We start from the raw sequence: 17273 nt of genomic DNA, 5'->3' as shown, positions 1-17273 counted from the left end.
GGCTGCGTGGCGCGCCGGTCAGGCAGCGGCCTTGAGCGACACGGTGCGGCGGCAACCGTCCATCAGGAACGACAGGCCGACCACCAGCACCAGTTCGCCCTCGGCCGAACGCGCGGTACCGGTAATGCCTTCCACCGAAATGGCCGTCATTGGTTTGATCACCAGGTCGGCCGTACCATCGACAGCTTCCACCGCCAGAATGTAGGGCTGGGGCGCGGCCACCACGATGCCGACCTTTTCCGAGCAGTCTTCGTAGCCCAGCGCACCGGCCAGTGAACGCACCGGCAGCGGCCGGCCCTGATCCTTGAGCACCGGCGCGCCGCCCACGTTCATGAAGTTGTCGGGCAGTTCGACCACGCGCTGCACCACCGCCATTGGCAAGGCCAGCATGGCGCCCGACGTCGACACCAGCATGGTCGGCACGATCGACAGTTCAATCGGCAGGCGAATGGCAAACTTGGTGCCGTGACCGAGCGACGACTCGATGTGAATGGCGCCGCGATTTTTTTCCACCGCCGTCTTGACCACGTCCATGCCGACCCCGCGCCCCGACACCGAGGACGCCACGTCCTTGGTCGAAAAGCCGGGCAGGAAGACCAGCTGGTAAGCCTCGTCGTCGGTGGGCGCGCCACTTTCGTTGATCAAGCCTTTTTCCATCGCCTTTTTGCGCAGGCGCACCGGATCCATGCCCTTGCCATCGTCCTGCAGCACGATCATCACGCTATTGGCTTCCTGCCAGGCCTTGAGTGAAATATAGGCTTTGGCTGGCTTGCCGGCCGCGACCCGGTCTTCGGGCGACTCGACGCCGTGGTCAAGCGCGTTGCGCAGCATGTGCACCAGCGGGTCGTACAGGCTGTCGACCACCACGCGGTCGACTTCCGTTTCAGCCCCTTCGATGGTGAGCTCGACGTCCTTGCCCAGATCCTTGGCCAGCTCGCGCACCAGGCGCGGGAATTTCTGGAACAGGCGCCCGACCGGCTGCATGCGCGTGGCCAGCGTGGCCCGCTGCAGCTCGGCCGAATAGCGCGAAGCGCGTTCCAGCGTTTCGGTCAGGGTCGCCATCAGCGTGGCGGCCTGGCCTTCGAATTTAAACTGCAGCAAACGCTCCAGCAATACCGACGCCTGGTTGGCGGCCTGGACCGATTCACCGGCCACTTCCAGCAGCGCGTCGAGCTTGACGGCGTCGATACGAATGCTTTCCTCTTTGGCGGGGGCGGCAGCGGCGCGGAATTCCTGCACCTTTTCTTCACGCCGGTCCACCCCGTCCCAGCCGGATGGCTTGGCGGAATCGGCTGCGGCTGGCGCCGGGGCCGCTGCTGCGGCAACCGGTGCCGCGGCAGGCGCGGCGGCGACAGGCGCAGCAACGGGGCCGCTGTAGGTACCAGGCGGCACCACGGCCACATACATGGCAACCCAGTCCAGACCATCGGCGCCGGGCGCCGAGCTCACAGCAGGGACGGCTACGGGCGCGGGCGCAACCGGCGCGGCGGCAGCGGGCGCGGCCTTTGGCGGCGGCGCATCGTTCTTGCCTTCGATCGCATTGACCAGGATGCGTTCGAGCGCATCGGGCATGGAAGCGAGCTGTTCGGGCGAAGCGCCATTGCTCAGATCGGTGAGCTGATCGGCAACGAAGCCCGATGCCTGCAGGGCCGCCTCGATGGCCACTGGCGTGACGGGCGCAGCGCCCGTGCGCAAGGCATCGAACAGGTTTTCTGTCAGGTGGCAGGCCGCCACCAGGGCTGGCAAATTCATGAACCCGGCCCCGCCCTTGATCGTATGGAACGATCGGAACACCGCGTTCAGCGTTTCCTTGTTGTTCGGATCGCGTTCAAGGCGGAGCAAGTGTTCTTCAACGTTGACTGCAAGATCCATCGCCTCGACGACGAAATCCTTGAGCATATCGTCCATTAGAATCCCAGATCGGCAAGAAGGTCGTCAACGTTGTCTTGATCGAGCGCGACCGACGGCAACGCCGGGCCCGACATCAGTGCAGGCTTGGCCTGCAATTTTTCGCGTACCGACGGCGGCGCATTGTCGCGCAGCAGCTCGGCCAATTCGTGTTCAACTGTCTTGGTGATGGTCACGACTTTCTTGATCAGCTGACCGGTGATGTCCTGGAAGTCCTGGGCCATCATGATTTCCAGCAGACGCGCTTTTTCCGCTTCGGTTGCTTCGCTCACCGCAGCAGCGAAACCGCGCGCGTCGCCCGCGAGGGTCTTGAATTCATCGACGCTCAGCTTGCCCGCGAACAGGTCGGCCCAGCGCGTTTCCATTTCCTTGGCCTTCTTGGACAGCACGTCCTGCGCCGGCATGCCTTCGTCCAGCGTATTGAGGACCTTGTTGGCGGCCTGTTCGGTCAGGCTGGCCACGTATTCGAGGCGATCCTGGGCATCATTGATCTGGCTCGACGCTTCCGTCAGCGCCTTGTCGTAACCCAGCTCGCGCAAGGAGTCGTGCAGCAGACGGACGATCCCGCCCAGGCGCTCGAACATCGGATTGTCGCCACCTGCTTCGCGCTGTTCGGACGCTTCTGCATACGCGGCTGCGGCAACCGGTGCCGGTGCGGCCGCTGGCGCGGCAGCAGGCGCGGGCGCGGCGCTGCTCGCAGCGACCTGGTCAAACAAGGCCTCCATGTCGTCTTCGGCGGCGGCCGGGGCTGGCGCGGTGGCAGCGGGAGCGCTCGTCCGTTGCGCAGACACCTCTTCGAACAATGCATCAAAATCATCGGCGGCGTCGGTCATATCCCTGCTTCTCCATTCATTTAAAAATATCGCAATGAAACCTGTGGTTCGGTGTGCCGTGCGAGTTTTAGGCAGAGCATGACGTGTGGCAACTTTCTGCCCGGTTCATGCGAGTGTAGCAGCGCTGCTATGCCAGGTAAATCACGGCGCGCGTGCACGACTGCAATGGCCCGGAAAACTTGCGAGGACGGCAATCAAAACAGGTGTTTACCGTCGTTTTGGCGCCAACAACTGTTGTATTCGGTAATCTTACCATCGGACCGCCCGCGCTTTTTCGCACTTAAAGTAATTAATTAAGAGATGAGACACAGTGTCACGTTCTGGCCAGAATTGAGCAAGATCAAGCGTTTGCGTTCTATCAATAGCCGAAAGACGGATTAGACTGGAAAATACGGACAACAAACGGGGAACGGTCATGTACAGCAAGATCCTGATTACCACCGACGGCTCACTTGTCTCGCGCCACACGGCTTGCGCCGGGGTCCAATTTGCCAGGCAGCTGGGGGCGCAGGTGCTGGCACTGTATGTCGCTCCCACCTATCAATACCCGGTGTACGCTGAAATTGTGCCGCCGGCCTACCCGTCAGACGCCGAATACACGCAGCAAATGTTGCGCACAGGCGAGCAGCACACGGCCGACATTGTCGAGGCGGCGCAAAAAGCCGGCTTGCAGTGCGAAGCGCTCACCGTGTTTGCCGATGCCGCCGCCCTCAAAATTGTCGACGTGGCCGAACAACAGCAGTGCGATCTGATCTTCATGGGTTCGCATGGGCGCAGTGGCTGGGGGCATCTGCTGCTGGGAAGTGTCACCAATAAAGTGCTGTCCCATACCACGAAGCCGGTGCTGGTGCACAGGCTGATCAAGGCGCCGGCGACCTAGCAGATCTGCTAATTGCGGCAGTGGCGGCAAGCACGTACGCTTGCGCTGCGCGAACTCTGCGCACGCGTTTCCATTCAACCTAGCCGGCCTGGCGCCGGACGCTTACTGCCAGATTGCATTTTTATGATAAGAATTGTCATTGCGGACGACCATACGATCATGCGCGAGGGACTCAAGCGCATCCTCGACGGCGCACTTGACATCGACATTGTCGGAGAAGCAATCAACGGCTTTGAAGTCCTGTCCCATGTACGCCAGGGCGGGTTCGACCTGCTCCTGCTCGATTTGTCGATGCCAGGCCGCAGCGGTGTCGATCTGATCCGGCAAATCCGCAGCGAAGCGCCCAAGCTGGCGATCCTGATTCTGACCATGCACGAGGAAGAGCAGTATGCCGTGCGCGCCATTCGCGCCGGCGCCCAGGGCTATCTGACCAAAGAGAGCGCCGGCACCCAGCTGGTGGGGGCAATCCGCAAGGTGGCTTCGGGACGCCCTTACATCAGCACCGAGGTCGCTGAGCAATTGGCGCTGAACATCATGACGCCCAATGAGCAACTGCTGCACAAGCAATTGTCGGACCGGGAATTTGAAGTGTTTTCGCTGCTGGTGGGCGGCAAGTCGATCACCGAAATTGCCAACAGCCTGCACCTGAGCGTAAAGACCGTGAGTACCCACAAGACACGCATCATGCAAAAAATGGGGATGACGTCCTTGTCGGAGATGGTGCAGTACGCGGTGGCGCACCGTTTGCTGTCGCCGTTCAAATCGTAGGCACCAAGTTTTTTAGACATCAGCGCGACAGTTTCGTGCCGACGGGCGTCAAACAGCCCGTTTTTGCAGGTGGGCGCCGGGGCCGATTCAGGCCCGTCGTCGTCGCTCATTCCCCTATGAAGAAGCGTTCGCGCAGTAGGAATCCTCCTACGGTTACGCGCCCTATCCTACTGCCATATTCAGCGTTCGCTGATATCAATGCCGGACTCGAGTTGGCATACTAAATCCAACGATTCGGGCTTTCCTGCGGTTCATTTTTCAACACGCAAGCTAATCCCAGCCGTGCTGTGCCCTCACCCTAGAAACGTGCCGGCCCAGCTTGAAACCCGAAGAATTTTTCAACTGGAGATGAGCATGCTGTCCACGCCAACGTCCGATAACCGCCCGACCAATTCGACCATGCATTCCTCGCCCATGGAAGCTGGCCGCCAGCGCCAGGGCCGACTCTGGTCCAATCTCAAGGAAGTGTGCGATTTGCTGCACATCACAGCGGCGGTCTCGGTCAATTCCGAGGAACTGCTGTTCCAGCACGTGCAGTTCAAAACGGGGCAGCGGGTGCACACCATCGGACAGGCGTTCGACACCCTGTACATCGTCAATTCCGGCTTCCTGAAAACCGTCCTCATCGACGAGTTCGGCAACGAGCAAGTGCTCAGCTTCCCCATGAAGGGCGACATGCTGGGCGTGGACGGCATCCACACGCGCCACTATGCATCCGAGGCCGTTGCACTGTCCGACTGCGATCTGATCCTGCTGCCATTCAAAAAACTGACGGCGCTGGGCCGTGTGCACCTGGAACTGGAAAACGTCATGTATGGCGTCATGAGCCGCGAACTGGTGCGTGAGCAAGCCATGATCGGCATGCTGGGCGCGCTGTCGGCCGAGGCCCGGGTGGCACGCTTCCTGGTATCGCTGGCAGACCGTTTTGCCGCCATGGGGTATTCCAGCAAGTTGTTCAACCTGCGCATGACGCGTCACGAAATCGGCAGCTATCTGGGGCTGACGCTGGAAACGGTCAGCCGCACGCTGTCGGCCTTCAACGAAATTGGCCTCATCACCGTGGACCAGCGCACCATCGGCATCAAAGACGCCGAAGCGCTTAAAACGCTGCGCCGCCTGCCACCGTCGCGTTCGCGTGCCAAGCAAAGCAGCGCCGCGGCCAAGGCCAAATCCGAACTGCCAGGCGATGATCAGGTGCTGGCCACCACGATCTGACGCTTCAAACACATCGTCCTCGCGAAGGCGGGGACCTATTCCACGTTACCGAAGTTATTCAGCGTGGTATGGGTCCCCGCCTCCGCGAGGACGATGTCGATTATGAAGCGTCGCGTTCCAGCACGCCGTTGTTCACCTTCACTTTTTCACCAACACGCAGACCCGGATCGTTTTCATACGTCACGGTCTGGGTCCCGCCATTGCTGAAGCGAATCACGACTTCGTAATGCTGGGTGCGCTTGGCATTGCGTTCGATGTTGCGGCCCACGTAGGCCCCACCGAGTGCGCCAGCAATTTGCGCAGCAGTGCGGCCATTGCCCTTGCCGACCTGGCTACCCAGCACCGCGCCCACCACGCCGCCGCCAATGGTACCCAGATAATTCCCCTCGCCATCGACCTGGACGACATTAATGGCTTCCACCGTCGCGCAATTGGTGCAATAGCGCACCACGCGCGGTTCCGGCACCGCTGCCACCTGCAAAGGCTTGTTCAGGCGCGCCGTGGCAACCCGATTTCCCACCCGCATATTGGCGGTGACGACGCTGTTCGACACAATGCGGTCCTTGCGCCGAATAACGTACTCACCCGTGTATTCACCAGGCCGCACTTCGGACAGGAAGAACACGCCAGGCGCGCCGTCAATAGCCATCTCGACCTTGGCGCCAGGCGTGCCAATCAGGGTGAAGTTCAGTTCATTGCCGGGGGTCAGACGATCGTCACCCACCACATCGAAACGCTCGATGCGCGGCGCGCCCGCAGCAGGCCCATCCGGACGGGGACCGCGCCCGCGCACCAGCGACTCGGCCAGCACACCGCTGGTGACCAGATTGCCGACGCGCAAATTAGCGGTGACGGCGCTGCTTTCCGTGATGCTGTCGCGCGAACCAATGGTGTAACTGCCTTCGTACTGGCCCGGCTCCACTTCGTTCAGCGTCAGGTTGCGGCGTGCGCCCTTGATCGCCAGACTGGCGCGTCCGCCCGGGGTGCCGTACAGGGTGAAGTCCAGATCGACGCCGGGGCGCAAGCGGCGCACCTCGTCGACTTCAAAGCCGCGGATGCGCGGTGCGACCTGCGTGGTCGTGGTCGTATATTGTTGCTGCGCCAGCACGGGCGCAGGCAGAAGCGTGATCAGGCACAGTGGAATGGCTGCCATCAGCCCTGCGAATTGTTGTTGTATGGTTTTGATGATGTTCTCCTTGAAGGGTTGGACAGCCGCGCCAACTATTTCTGGCACGCACTTCAAGGTACCCCGCGTTCATGATTGAGTCCGTACGTTATCGAACACAGTGTATGGCCTCGCCCGAGCTGACAAATACCTGCTCGCCAGCAACAGGCTGAATCGGATGGCCGCCCGTGAAGGCCCCGAACGACGGCAGGATCATGCGCGTTTCGCCGGCCAGAAAGCATGGCAGCCGCAGCGAATCGAGCCGGCTCGACAGCACAAACACGGGATGCACATGGCCCGCCATCACATAGGCCGGGGCAGCAATGTCCGGGTGGTGGCAAAACGCAAAACCATCGACCACGTGTGGCTCATCGACCATGTGGATCGCCAGCGCCGCTGCCGGGTCGCCGGCGTGCTTGTCATGATTGCCGCGCACCAGCGTCAGCTGCAATGCGGGATGGCGCGCCCGCCAGGCCAGCATGGCAGTCAGCGTGGCGGACGCGTGCGCAGCACGGGCATGTAGAAAGTCACCGAGAAACAGGATGTGCGCCACCTCATTCTGCGACATCAGGCGGTCGAGGCCGGCGAGATTTTCGCTCGTGGTGCCGCGCGGTACCGGCACGCCCTGGGCGCGGAAGGCGGCAGCCTTGCCGAAATGGATGTCCGCAATGATCAGCATCTTGTGGCGCGGCCAATAGACTGCCTTTTCCGGCAACAGCAGCACGGTTTCGCCGGCCAGCGTGACGGCGCGCCCGCTCAAGGCAAGGCCGCCTTTTCCAGTTCGCGCAGCATGCGGCCAATGCGGTCGGACAGTTTTTCGGTGGTCAGCTTTTCACGGAAGCGCTCGACCATCAGCGCAAAACCAAACGGCGTGGCACGTGGGACCTCGTGAAAGGCCACTGCCCTGCCGTGCAGTTCGGTGAGCGTATCGCGCAGCCGGGTCAGTTCCAGTTCCTGTTCCATCACCTCGCGCTGGGCCTGGGTGAGCAGCAGATTGCCGGCATCGTGTTTGCGAAACACTTCGAAGAACAGCGACGACGACGCCTGGATCTGACGTGCGCTTTTGGGCTGGCCCGGGTACCCCTGGAACACCAGCCCTGCAATGCGCGCCACTTCACGAAAGCGCTGCTGCGAGAGCTGGGTCGCATTCAAACTCTCCAGCACATCTTCCAGCAAACGTTCAGTCGAGAACAGCGCCACGCCGGCGCCATTGGCCGCACTGAACGCCCGTTTCCAGTCCACCGGTTCGGCGGCCAGCAACTCAAAACCATAGTCATTGATCGCAATCGAAAACGTGATCGGCTGCTGGCGCCCGATCCGGTAGGCAAACAGCGAGGCCAGGCCCATGTGCACCGACCGGCCGGCAAACGGGTACATGAACAAATGGTAGCCTTCGCGGCTCTTCATGCTTTCCACCACCAGCGTGTCGACCGTGGGCAGGGCCGACCAGCGCTGCTGAATTTCCAGCAGCGGCCGGATGGCCTGCATTTCCGGCCCCAGAAACTGCCCCAGTGACGCCTGGCGCAACTGCTCGAGTGCGGCGTGCGCCAGTTCCGACGACATGGGCATCTTGGCGCCCTGCCAGCGCGATACAGCGCCACGCGCGCCAGTGGCACGCTTCACAAACGCCGTCATTTCGTGCACCCGGATGAATTCCAGAATGCGCCCGCCGAACAGAAAATGGTCGCCCGCCTTCAGCCGCGAAATGAACGATTCCTCCACGCTGCCAATACGGCCCCCGCTCATGTATTTGACCTGCATGGTCGAATCCGACACGATGGTCCCGATCCCCATGCGGTGGCGCCGCCCCAGCGCCGTATTCGGTACCCGGAACACGCCTGTCTCGTCCGCCACCACGCGCTGATACTCCGGATAGGCGATCAGGCTTTGTCCGCCACGCGCGACAAAATCAAGCGCCCACTGCCACTCTTCCCAGGTCAGCGCGCGGTATGACCAGGCACTGCGCACTTCCTGGTACAACTGGGCCGAATCGAAGCCACCGCCCAGGGCCACCGTGACCAGATGCTGGACCAGCACATCGAAGGGTTTGTTCGGCACCAGGCGCGCTTCGATGTGGCGCGCAGCCACGGCCTGCTTGGCACCGGCCGCCTCCAGAATTTCCAGGCTGTGGGTGGGCACCAGCGTGACGCGCGAGACGCGCCCTGGCGCGTGGCCGCTGCGCCCGGCCCGCTGCAGCAGGCGCGCGATCCCTTTTGCGCTGCCAATCTGCAGCACCCGTTCAACCGGCAAAAAGTCCACGCCCAAGTCCAGACTGGCGGTGCAAATGACCGCCTTCAGTTCACCCTTCTTCAAGCCGGTCTCCACCCACTCGCGTACCTCGCGGTCGAGCGAGCCGTGATGCAGCGCGATCACGCCGGCCCAGTCAGGGCGAGCTTCGAGGATATTCTGATACCACAGCTCCGACTGCGAGCGGGTATTGGTAAACACCAGCGTGGCGTTGTACTGTTCGATTTCGTCGATCACCGGCTGCAGCATGGCGATGCCCAGATGGCCGCCCCAGGGGAAGCGCGACACATTGGCGGGAATCAGCGAGTCGACCCGGATCTCCTTGCGCAGGTCGCCTTCCACCAGCACGCCGCGCCCTTCCCCCAGCAGCACATCCTGCGCCTGGGCCAGGTTACCCATCGTCGCTGACAAGCCCCACACCACAAGGTCAGCACGCCAGTGACGCAGGCGCGCCAGCGCCAGCTGCACCTGCACCCCGCGTTTGCTGCCCATCAGCTCATGCCATTCATCGATGATGATCATGTCCAGATTGGCGAACTGCGCCGCCGCGGCCACGTGCGAAAGCAGCAGCGACAGACTTTCCGGCGTGGTGATCAGCACCGAAGGCAGGGTCTTTGACTGGCGCGCCCGTTCGGCCGAGGTGGTGTCGCCCGTGCGCGCGCCAATGGCCCATGCGGGCGCCAGCACGGCTGCCGATTCCACCAGCGCGCGCTGGGTATCGGCAGCCAGCGCGCGCATCGGCGTGATCCACAGCACGCGCAGCCCGGCCGGTTTGCGCGCGCCGCCGCGCAGCAGCGCCGCCAGCCACACGGCATAGGTCTTGCCGGCGCCGGTATTGGCGTGCAGCAGGCCGGACTGCCCCGCCACCGCATGCTTCCATACCGCGCGCTGAAACGGAAACACCTTCCAGCCGCGCGCAGCGAACCAGGTGTCGATGGCTTGCGCCATGGCGCTCTTGCTCATGCGGCGGAGGCGGCCAGCAGGCCCTTGAGCGTGTCCAGCGAATCGGCGTCGTCAACGGTCTTGTCGTCGCGCTTGCGCAAAATGCGCGGGAAACGTACCGCAATGCCGGCCTTGTGCCGGGTTGAAAGCTGGATCCCTTCAAAGCCAATCTCGAATACCATGGTCGGCTTGACCGAACGCACCGGGCCAAATTTTTCGATGGTGGTCTTGCGAATGGCATTGTCGACCACCGCAATCTCGGCATCGGTCAGCCCCGAGTAGGCCTTCGCAAAAGGCACCAGCTTGCGCTCCCCCGCGTCAGCGCCATCCCAGACGGCGAAGGTATAGTCGGTATAGAGCGAAGCACGGCGCCCATGTCCGGCCTGGGCATAAATAAGCACGGCATCAATGGTGTACGGATCGATTTTCCACTTCCACCAGGTGCCCACGTTCTTGGTGCGGCCCACGCCATACTGGGCATCGCGCGCCTTGAGCATCATGCCTTCCACGCCACGCGCCCGCGATTCGCTGCGAATGCCCGCCAGCTCACCCCAGCTGGCCGCGCGCACCAGAGGCGAAATTTTCAGCGGCTCCCTGGCGCTGGCAGCAACCAGCGCTTCAAGCAAAGTGCGCCGTTCGTGCTGCGGCAGCGCGCGCAGGTCCACACCCTCTTCTTCCAGCAGGTCGTAAGCCACCAGCACCGCAGGCAGTTCGGCCAGCAGCTTGGCCGACAGCGTCTTGCGGCCAATGCGCTTTTGCAGGTCGGCGAAGGGGGCCGGGGTGTCGTACTCGGTCCAGATGAGGATTTCGCCATCGATCACCGTGCCTTCGGGCAGCGCCAGCGCGGCCAGTTCCGGGAAGCGTTCGGTGATCAGGTCTTCCCCACGCGACCACAGGTAATTCTGGCCGCCGCGGCGCACCAGCTGGGCGCGAATACCGTCGTACTTCCATTCCACCTGCCAGTCAGCTAGCGCACCCAGGGCGTCGGGCTCGCCCTGCAGCTGATGCGCCAGAAAAAACGGATAGGGCTGGCCGCCGCGCAGCTTGTGTTCATCGTCCGATTGTTCGGCAATCAGCTGCAGAAAACCGGCCGCCGTCGGACGCACCGTACCGTCGGTCCAGCCCATCAGGCGCTGGGCAATCAATTTGCTGTCGACTGCTGCCAGCGCCGACAACGCGCGCGTGACGAGCAGTTTGGAGACACCCACCCGAAACCCGCCGCCAATGAGCTTGGTCAGCAAAAAGCGTTCGCGCCAGTCCAGCTGATCCCAGTAGTCGAACAAGGCGGCGCGGATGGTGGCCGGGTCCGCGCCGCGCAATGGGCCGATGCGTTCCTGCATCCACTCGGCCAGCCCGACGTCGCTCTGCTGCCGGGCCGGCGGCAGGATATGGGCAATGGTCTCGGCCAGGTCGCCCACCGCGTTGTAGGACTCGTCGAACAGCCATTCGTCAAGCTGCGCGTATTCGATGGCGTACTGGCGCAGCAGCTTGGTCGGCACCGCCTGGCGCGGCTTGCCACCGGCCAGAAAATACACGGCCCACGCCGCGTTCTCGGGCGCGGCGCTGCCAAAATACGCTTGCAGAGCTTCGAGCTTGCGGTTGGTGGCGGTGGTCTCATCGAGCTCGGTGTAGAGGCGGGCGAATTCACGCATCGGCCGCCTCCGTGGCCGGGGCGCTGGCCGCTGCCTCGTCTTCATCACCGTACTCGGTGTCAAACGCGGAGGCGTCGAGGCCAGTCTGGCGCAGCCAGCGCACCATGATGGGAATCGAGCCATGGGTCACGATCACGCGCGGCGCGCCGGTCGCTTCGATCGCGCTCATCAGACCAGGCCAGTCGGCGTGGTCAGACAAGATAAAACCGCGGTCTACCCCACGCCGGCGGCGCGCCCCGCGCAACTGCATCCAGCCGCTGGCAAAGGCGTCGCTATAGTCGCCAAAGCGCTTCATCCAGGGCGAACCGGCGGCCGACGGCGGCGCGATGACAATGGATTTTTTGATGTCAGCCTTGTCCACATCGGTCACCATCAGCGTCGGCGGCAGCGCCACCCCGGCTTCGCGGTAAACGCGGTTGAGCGGCTCGGCGGCGCCGTGGCAGATGATCGGACCGATGGACGGGTCCAGCCCCGACAGAATGCGCTGGGCCTTGCCAAAGGCGTAGGCAAACACCACGCTGGCGCGGCCCTCGGCGGCATTCTTGCGCCACCAGTGATTGATGTCGTCAAAGATGCTCTGTTCCGGCGCCCAGCGGTAGATCGGCAGCCCGAAGGTGGACTCGGTAATGAAGGTATCGCAGCGCACGGGCTCGAACGGCACGCAGGTGCGGTCAGGCTCGACCTTGTAGTCGCCGGAGGCAACCCACACTTCGCCCCGATGCTCCATGCGGACCTGGGCCGAGCCCAGTACATGGCCGGCGGGGTGCAGTGAAATGCGCACGCCATTGTGTTCGACGGTGGCGCCGTATTCGAGGCCATCGATATGAATCTCGCCCAGGCGCGAACGCAGGATGCCCACCCCGCTGGCGGCCGACAGATAGTGGCCGTGGCCGACGCGCGCATGGTCGCCATGCGCGTGCGTGATCACCGCCCGGTCGACCGGGCGCCACGGGTCAATGTAGAACTGACCCGGCACACAATACAAGCCTTCTTTACGCACCACCACCATGTCTGCCATGTGTGGATGCTCCTTACGCTGGTTCGACGAAATCGGCCAGGAAGGTGCGCCGGCTGCCATCCGGGAAGTCGATGGTGACCTGGTCGGCCGCCATGCTAACGACGGTACCCTCATCGAATTTGGGCACCCGCACGCGTGCGCCTGCCGTGAACTGCGGACCCGGTTCCGTGGCCGGCTCTTCGCGCTCGAATTCGTCGTCGCGGATTTCGATCTCGGCTACCTGAGGTGGATTGCGGCAGTTATCACAGCGGCAGCACTTCTCGAAACCCTCGACCTCGTCGTTGAAGTAATCGAGCAGCACCTTCCAGCGGCAAAAGCCGCTTACCGCATACGATACCATTTGTTCGAGCGCCTCGCGGTCGCGCTCCTGCTTGCCCGCATAGATGGCGGCCAGTTCCTCGAAGGCGGCTGCACTGGGCTCGGCGGCGCCCACCAGGTATTCCAGCTTGCGGTTCTGGCGCAGCAGCTTGCCGTCCTTGAGCAGCTTGAGGCAGACCTTCAATTTGGCGGTGGGCAGATCGCCGATCGCCTGATCAATCACATCGCCCGTTGGCTTGCCTTCTTCGCACAGTTTACGCACGATTTCGTAAATCATTTTCAAGTCATTCGCGCTCGGATAATGCTTCACGAGGAAGAACTGCTGCACCCGTTTGTCATCCTGGAAGTACAACAGCGTGCACGCGGCATCCTGACCATCGCGTCCCGCGCGGCCCGACTCCTGGTAGTAGGCTTCCAGGTTGGCCGGCAGCTGCAGGTGGATCACAAAGCGGGTATCTGGCTTGTCGATGCCCATGCCGAAAGCATTGGTAGCCACCATCACGCGGCGTTCGCCGCTCATGAACATGTCCTGGTTGGCCTTGCGCTCGGCGGCCGGCAGTTTGCCGTGGTAGAGGGTGACGCTCTCGCCAGCCTCTTGCAGCACCTGCTGCATCTCTTCGGCGGCCTTGACGGTGGCGGCATACACGATGCCGACACCTGCACTGGCCTGTACCAGTTCGCGCGCCTGCTGGTAGCGCTCGTCGTTGTTGGTGACCTGCTGCACGCGGTAATGCAGATTGGGGCGGTAAATACCGGTATTGATGACCTCCATGCGGCTGCGGCCCAGCTGCTTGGCGATGTCGGCCACCACGTCGTCGGTGGCGGTGGCGGTCAGCGCCAGCACCGGCGGTTTGCCCAGCGCATCGATGGCAGCGGCCATTTCCAGGTAGGCGGGACGGAAGTCGTGGCCCCACTGCGAGATGCAATGGGCCTCGTCCACCACCACCAGGCCAATCTTGACGCCCTTGAGCACGGCCAGGAAGTCCGGATTGGACAGGCGCTCAGGCGTGCAGAACACGATTTCGTGGGTGGTACTGCGAATCCCTTCCAGCGCCGCTTCTTCTTCCTCGCGGTTCAAGCTGCTGTTCACCTGGGCCGCGCGCACGCCCAGCGCGGTCAGCTTTTCCAGCTGGTCCTTCATGAGCGAAATCAGGGGTGACACCACCACCGTGGTGCCCTCCAGCAGGCGCGCTGGAATCTGGTAGCACAGCGACTTGCCACTGCCAGTGGGCATGATGGCGAGGGTATCGTTACCGTCGAGCACGCTATCGATGACCTGGCGCTGGCCGTCCCGCAGGCGATCGACGCCAAATACGGTATGGAGCAACTTGGTAATCTTGTTGCGGCGGGCGGCGCGGGCGCCGTTATTGAGCAGGGTGCGGTTATGGGTTGTCATGGAGCGACTTTACTGTTCAGCCAGAGCACACGCCATAGGACGCGGCCTACCGTGATCGTAGGATCATGACAACAGCGAGGCCGCGAGCCAACGTCCTACAGCGGCTCGGACGGTTAGCCGATAGTTTCCGCTCGGAACACGGATTATCATGACCTTACTGTCACAACAACCACACGCAGCAACCGTCCGGAGGACTTCACCATGCGATTTATACCAATGACCTGGGTTGCCTTGCACATCGGACTGGCGAGCGCGGCGACGTATTTGCTTGTTACCACTGACCTGCTTGCTGACGCATCGTTCTTCCTGATTCACTAAGCCGGCAGCACCAGCAAACTAAGCCAGAAAGGCCTTCAAATAGGGGGCCGTCCTGCTTTCCTTTACTTTAAGCAAGTCTTCCGGGGCACACGACGCCACCACCTGGCCGCCTCGCTCGCCCGCGCCGGGGCCGATGTCCAGCACCCAGTCGCTGGCCGCAACCACCCGCATATTGTGCTCGACCGCGATGACGCTATTGCCAGCCGCTACCAGGCGATCGAGCTGCACAATGAGACGGTCCACGTCGGCCGGATGCAAGCCCGTGGTCGGCTCATCGAGGATATACAGCATGCTGCCACGCGCCGCGCGCTGCAGCTCGGTGGCCAGCTTGATGCGCTGCGCTTCGCCGCCGGACAATTCGGTCGCGGGCTGACCAAGGCGCAGATACCCCAGCCCGACATCGCGCAGCACTTCCAGCGAGCGCGCAATCGGTACCTGGTCGGCGAAGAAGGTAAATGCCGCGTCCACCGTCATGTCCAGCACCTCGGCGATATTGCGCTCCTGGTAGCGCACTTCCAGTGTCTTGGCGTTGTAGCGCGCGCCGCCGCAGGTGGGGCATGGGGCGTACACGCTGGGTAAAAACAGCAGTTCGACCATGACCTGGCCTTCGCCTTCGCAGTGCTCGCAGCGGCCCTTGGCCACATTGAAGGAGAAGCGTCCTGCATCATAGCGCCGTGCGCGCGCCATTTTGGTCGCGGCAAACAGCTGGCGCACATGGTCAAACAAGCCGGTGTAGGTGGCCAGGTTCGAGCGCGGGGTGCGTCCGATCGGTCTCTGGTCGACCCGCACCAGGCGCCGGATCGATTCCAGTCCGCCGGCAATCCGCCCTTCGGTCGCGGCGGCCGGCTCCTGCGCCAGCGCGTCCTCGGTTTCCGCCTCGGCCACGGGAGCGTGGCCCAGCGCTGCACTGACCAGATCGACCAGCACTTGCGACACCAGCGTCGACTTGCCCGAGCCGGATACGCCGGTCACGCAAGCCAGTACCCCCAGCGGCAGATCGACATCCAGACCAGCCAGGTTATTGCGGCTGATGCCTTCCAGCCGCAGCCAGCCGGTAGGCGCGCGTGGCGCCTTGAGGGTGCTGCGCTGATCGGCAAACAGGTAGCGCCGGGTATGCGACCGGGCCACGTCGCGCAAGCCCTCCGGGGCGCCGCTGTACAGGATATGCCCACCCTGCGAACCGGCATCGGGCCCCACGTCGACAATCCAGTCGGCATGGCTGATCACGTCCAGCGCATGCTCGACCACAAACAGGGAATTGCCGCTGCCCTTGAGCTGGTCCAGGGCCGTCAGCAAGGCCTCGGTATCGGCCGGGTGCAAACCGGCCGACGGCTCGTCCAGCACGTACACTACGCCAAACAAGTTCGAACGCACCTGGGTGGCCAGGCGCAGGCGCTGCAACTCGCCCGGCGAGAGCGTGGGCGTGCTGCGATCAAGCGACAGGTAGCCCAGGCCCAGCGCCAGCAGCACGTCCAGGCGTGCCACCAGGTCTTCGGCAATGCGGTGTGTGACGATCTGTTTTTCCGGGTGGCCCGCGGCGGCGCGTGGCGCCTTGCTGCCGTCGGCATACGGCGCCAGCAAGGCGTGCAAGCGTTCGAGCGGCAAGCGTGACATATCGGCGATGTCGAAACCGCCAAACGTCACGGAGAGCGCTTCGCGGCGCAGGCGCTTGCCGCCGCATTCGGCGCATTCAGTGCTGACCATGTAGCGCGCCACGCGCTTTTTCATGGAGGCGCTTTCGGTATTGGCGAAGGTTTGCAGCACGTACTTTCTGGCGCCGGTAAATGTGCCCTGATAGCTGGGCTGCTCCTTGCGTTTCAGTGCGGCGCGCACTTCGGCCGGGGTAAAGCCCGCGTAGACGGGCACGGTCGGCTGCTCGTCGGTAAACAGGATCCAGTTGCGCACCTTTTTGGGCAAATCGCGCCATGGCGTATCGACGTCGTAGCCCAGCGTGACCAGAATGTCGCGCAGGTTCTGCCCGTGCCAGGCCGTGGGCCAGGCGGCTACTGCGCGTTCGCGGATGGTCAGGCTGTCATCCGGCACCATCGACTGTTCCGTCACTTCATACACCCGGCCCAGGCCATGGCATACCGCGCAGGCCCCATCGGGCGTATTCGGAGAAAACGATTCGGCGTACAGGAGCGGCTGGCGGGCCGGATAGTCGCCAGCCCGCGAATACAGCATGCGCAGCGAATTGGACAAGGTGCTGACACTGCCCACCGAAGAGCGGGTGGTGGGCGAGCCACGCTGCTGCTGCAGCGCCACCGCCGGCGGCAGGCCGACGATATCATCCACTTCGGGCACCGGCATCTGGTGAAACAGGCGACGCGCATAGGGTGAGACCGATTCCAGATAGCGGCGCTGCGCTTCCGCGTACAGTGTGCCGAAGGCCAGCGACGATTTGCCCGAGCCAGACACGCCTGTGAAGACCACCAGCGCATCGCGCGGGATGTCGAGCGAGACGTTTTGCAGGTTATGTTCGCGCGCGCCGCGCACCTGAACGTAGCCGGGGCGCCCGGCAAGCTGTTTGCGCATATTAAGACAAGATCAAGGAATAAGGATGCATTACACTCCCGGTTCGGCCTGCCAACCGTACGCTGCCACACCCAGGTG

The 17273-nt window shown here is 63.0% G+C and carries 12 protein-coding genes; 3 read left to right on the top strand and 9 right to left on the bottom strand.

Translation table 11 applies throughout. From position 1 onward, the window contains the following. Positions 1 to 18: 18 nt before the first annotated feature. Both BUC24_RS03690 and BUC24_RS03685 read right to left on the bottom strand, forming a co-directional pair. Positions 19 to 1908, bottom strand: a complete 1890-nt coding sequence (locus BUC24_RS03690) for a chemotaxis protein CheA (protein WP_073212767.1) — start codon at positions 1906 to 1908, stop codon at positions 19 to 21. Continuing rightward, positions 1908 to 2741: a protein phosphatase CheZ gene (locus BUC24_RS03685; RefSeq protein ID WP_073212766.1), complete on the bottom strand. Its 834-nt coding sequence runs from the start codon at positions 2739 to 2741 to the stop codon at positions 1908 to 1910. The genes BUC24_RS03690 and BUC24_RS03685 overlap by 1 nt, the downstream gene beginning before the upstream one ends. Positions 2742 to 3156: 415 nt before the next feature. Here BUC24_RS03685 and BUC24_RS03680 point away from each other — a divergent pair, with 415 nt between their 5' ends. The 3 genes from BUC24_RS03680 to BUC24_RS03670 all read left to right on the top strand — a co-directional run bounded on the left by BUC24_RS03680 (position 3157) and on the right by BUC24_RS03670 (position 5604). Then, positions 3157 to 3621, top strand: a complete 465-nt coding sequence (locus BUC24_RS03680) for a universal stress protein (RefSeq protein WP_073212765.1) — start codon at positions 3157 to 3159, stop codon at positions 3619 to 3621. Between the two features lie 123 nt (positions 3622 to 3744). After that, on the top strand, positions 3745 to 4389 hold the full coding sequence (locus BUC24_RS03675) for a response regulator (RefSeq protein ID WP_018057757.1): 645 nt from the start codon (positions 3745 to 3747) through the stop codon (positions 4387 to 4389). Between the two features lie 414 nt (positions 4390 to 4803). After that, complete coding sequence (locus BUC24_RS03670) at positions 4804 to 5604, top strand: Crp/Fnr family transcriptional regulator (protein ID WP_073214743.1); 801 nt, start codon at positions 4804 to 4806, stop codon at positions 5602 to 5604. Between the two features lie 100 nt (positions 5605 to 5704). Here BUC24_RS03670 and BUC24_RS03665 read toward each other — a convergent pair whose 3' ends face one another. From BUC24_RS03665 to BUC24_RS03635, 7 genes are all read right to left on the bottom strand, one after another. Further along, on the bottom strand, positions 5705 to 6757 hold the full coding sequence (locus BUC24_RS03665; protein ID WP_143167376.1) for an outer membrane lipoprotein: 1053 nt from the start codon (positions 6755 to 6757) through the stop codon (positions 5705 to 5707). 121 nt (positions 6758 to 6878) lie between these two features. After that, on the bottom strand, positions 6879 to 7529 hold the full coding sequence (gene pdeM, locus BUC24_RS03660; protein WP_073212763.1) for a ligase-associated DNA damage response endonuclease PdeM: 651 nt from the start codon (positions 7527 to 7529) through the stop codon (positions 6879 to 6881). Then, positions 7526 to 9979, bottom strand: coding sequence for a ligase-associated DNA damage response DEXH box helicase (locus BUC24_RS03655; RefSeq protein ID WP_073212762.1), 2454 nt, complete (start codon positions 9977 to 9979; stop codon positions 7526 to 7528). The genes pdeM and BUC24_RS03655 overlap by 4 nt, the downstream gene beginning before the upstream one ends. Continuing rightward, positions 9976 to 11610: an ATP-dependent DNA ligase gene (locus tag BUC24_RS03650; RefSeq protein ID WP_073212761.1), complete on the bottom strand. Its 1635-nt coding sequence runs from the start codon at positions 11608 to 11610 to the stop codon at positions 9976 to 9978. The genes BUC24_RS03655 and BUC24_RS03650 overlap by 4 nt, the downstream gene beginning before the upstream one ends. Continuing rightward, positions 11603 to 12628: a ligase-associated DNA damage response exonuclease gene (locus tag BUC24_RS03645; protein WP_073212760.1), complete on the bottom strand. Its 1026-nt coding sequence runs from the start codon at positions 12626 to 12628 to the stop codon at positions 11603 to 11605. Before BUC24_RS03645 ends, BUC24_RS03650 begins: the two co-directional genes overlap by 8 nt. 13 nt (positions 12629 to 12641) lie before the next feature. Next, positions 12642 to 14342 (bottom strand): RecQ family ATP-dependent DNA helicase, encoded by a 1701-nt coding sequence (locus BUC24_RS03640; protein WP_073212759.1) that lies wholly within the window; start codon positions 14340 to 14342, stop codon positions 12642 to 12644. 336 nt (positions 14343 to 14678) lie between these two features. Beyond that, on the bottom strand, positions 14679 to 17195 hold the full coding sequence (locus BUC24_RS03635; protein ID WP_073212758.1) for an excinuclease ABC subunit UvrA: 2517 nt from the start codon (positions 17193 to 17195) through the stop codon (positions 14679 to 14681). Between the last annotated feature and the right edge of the window lie 78 nt (positions 17196 to 17273).

Source organism: Massilia sp. CF038, from assembly GCF_900129765.1.
GTDB lineage: Bacteria > Pseudomonadota > Gammaproteobacteria > Burkholderiales > Burkholderiaceae_D > Telluria_A.
This window is presented reverse-complemented; position numbering and strand designations above follow the sequence as displayed.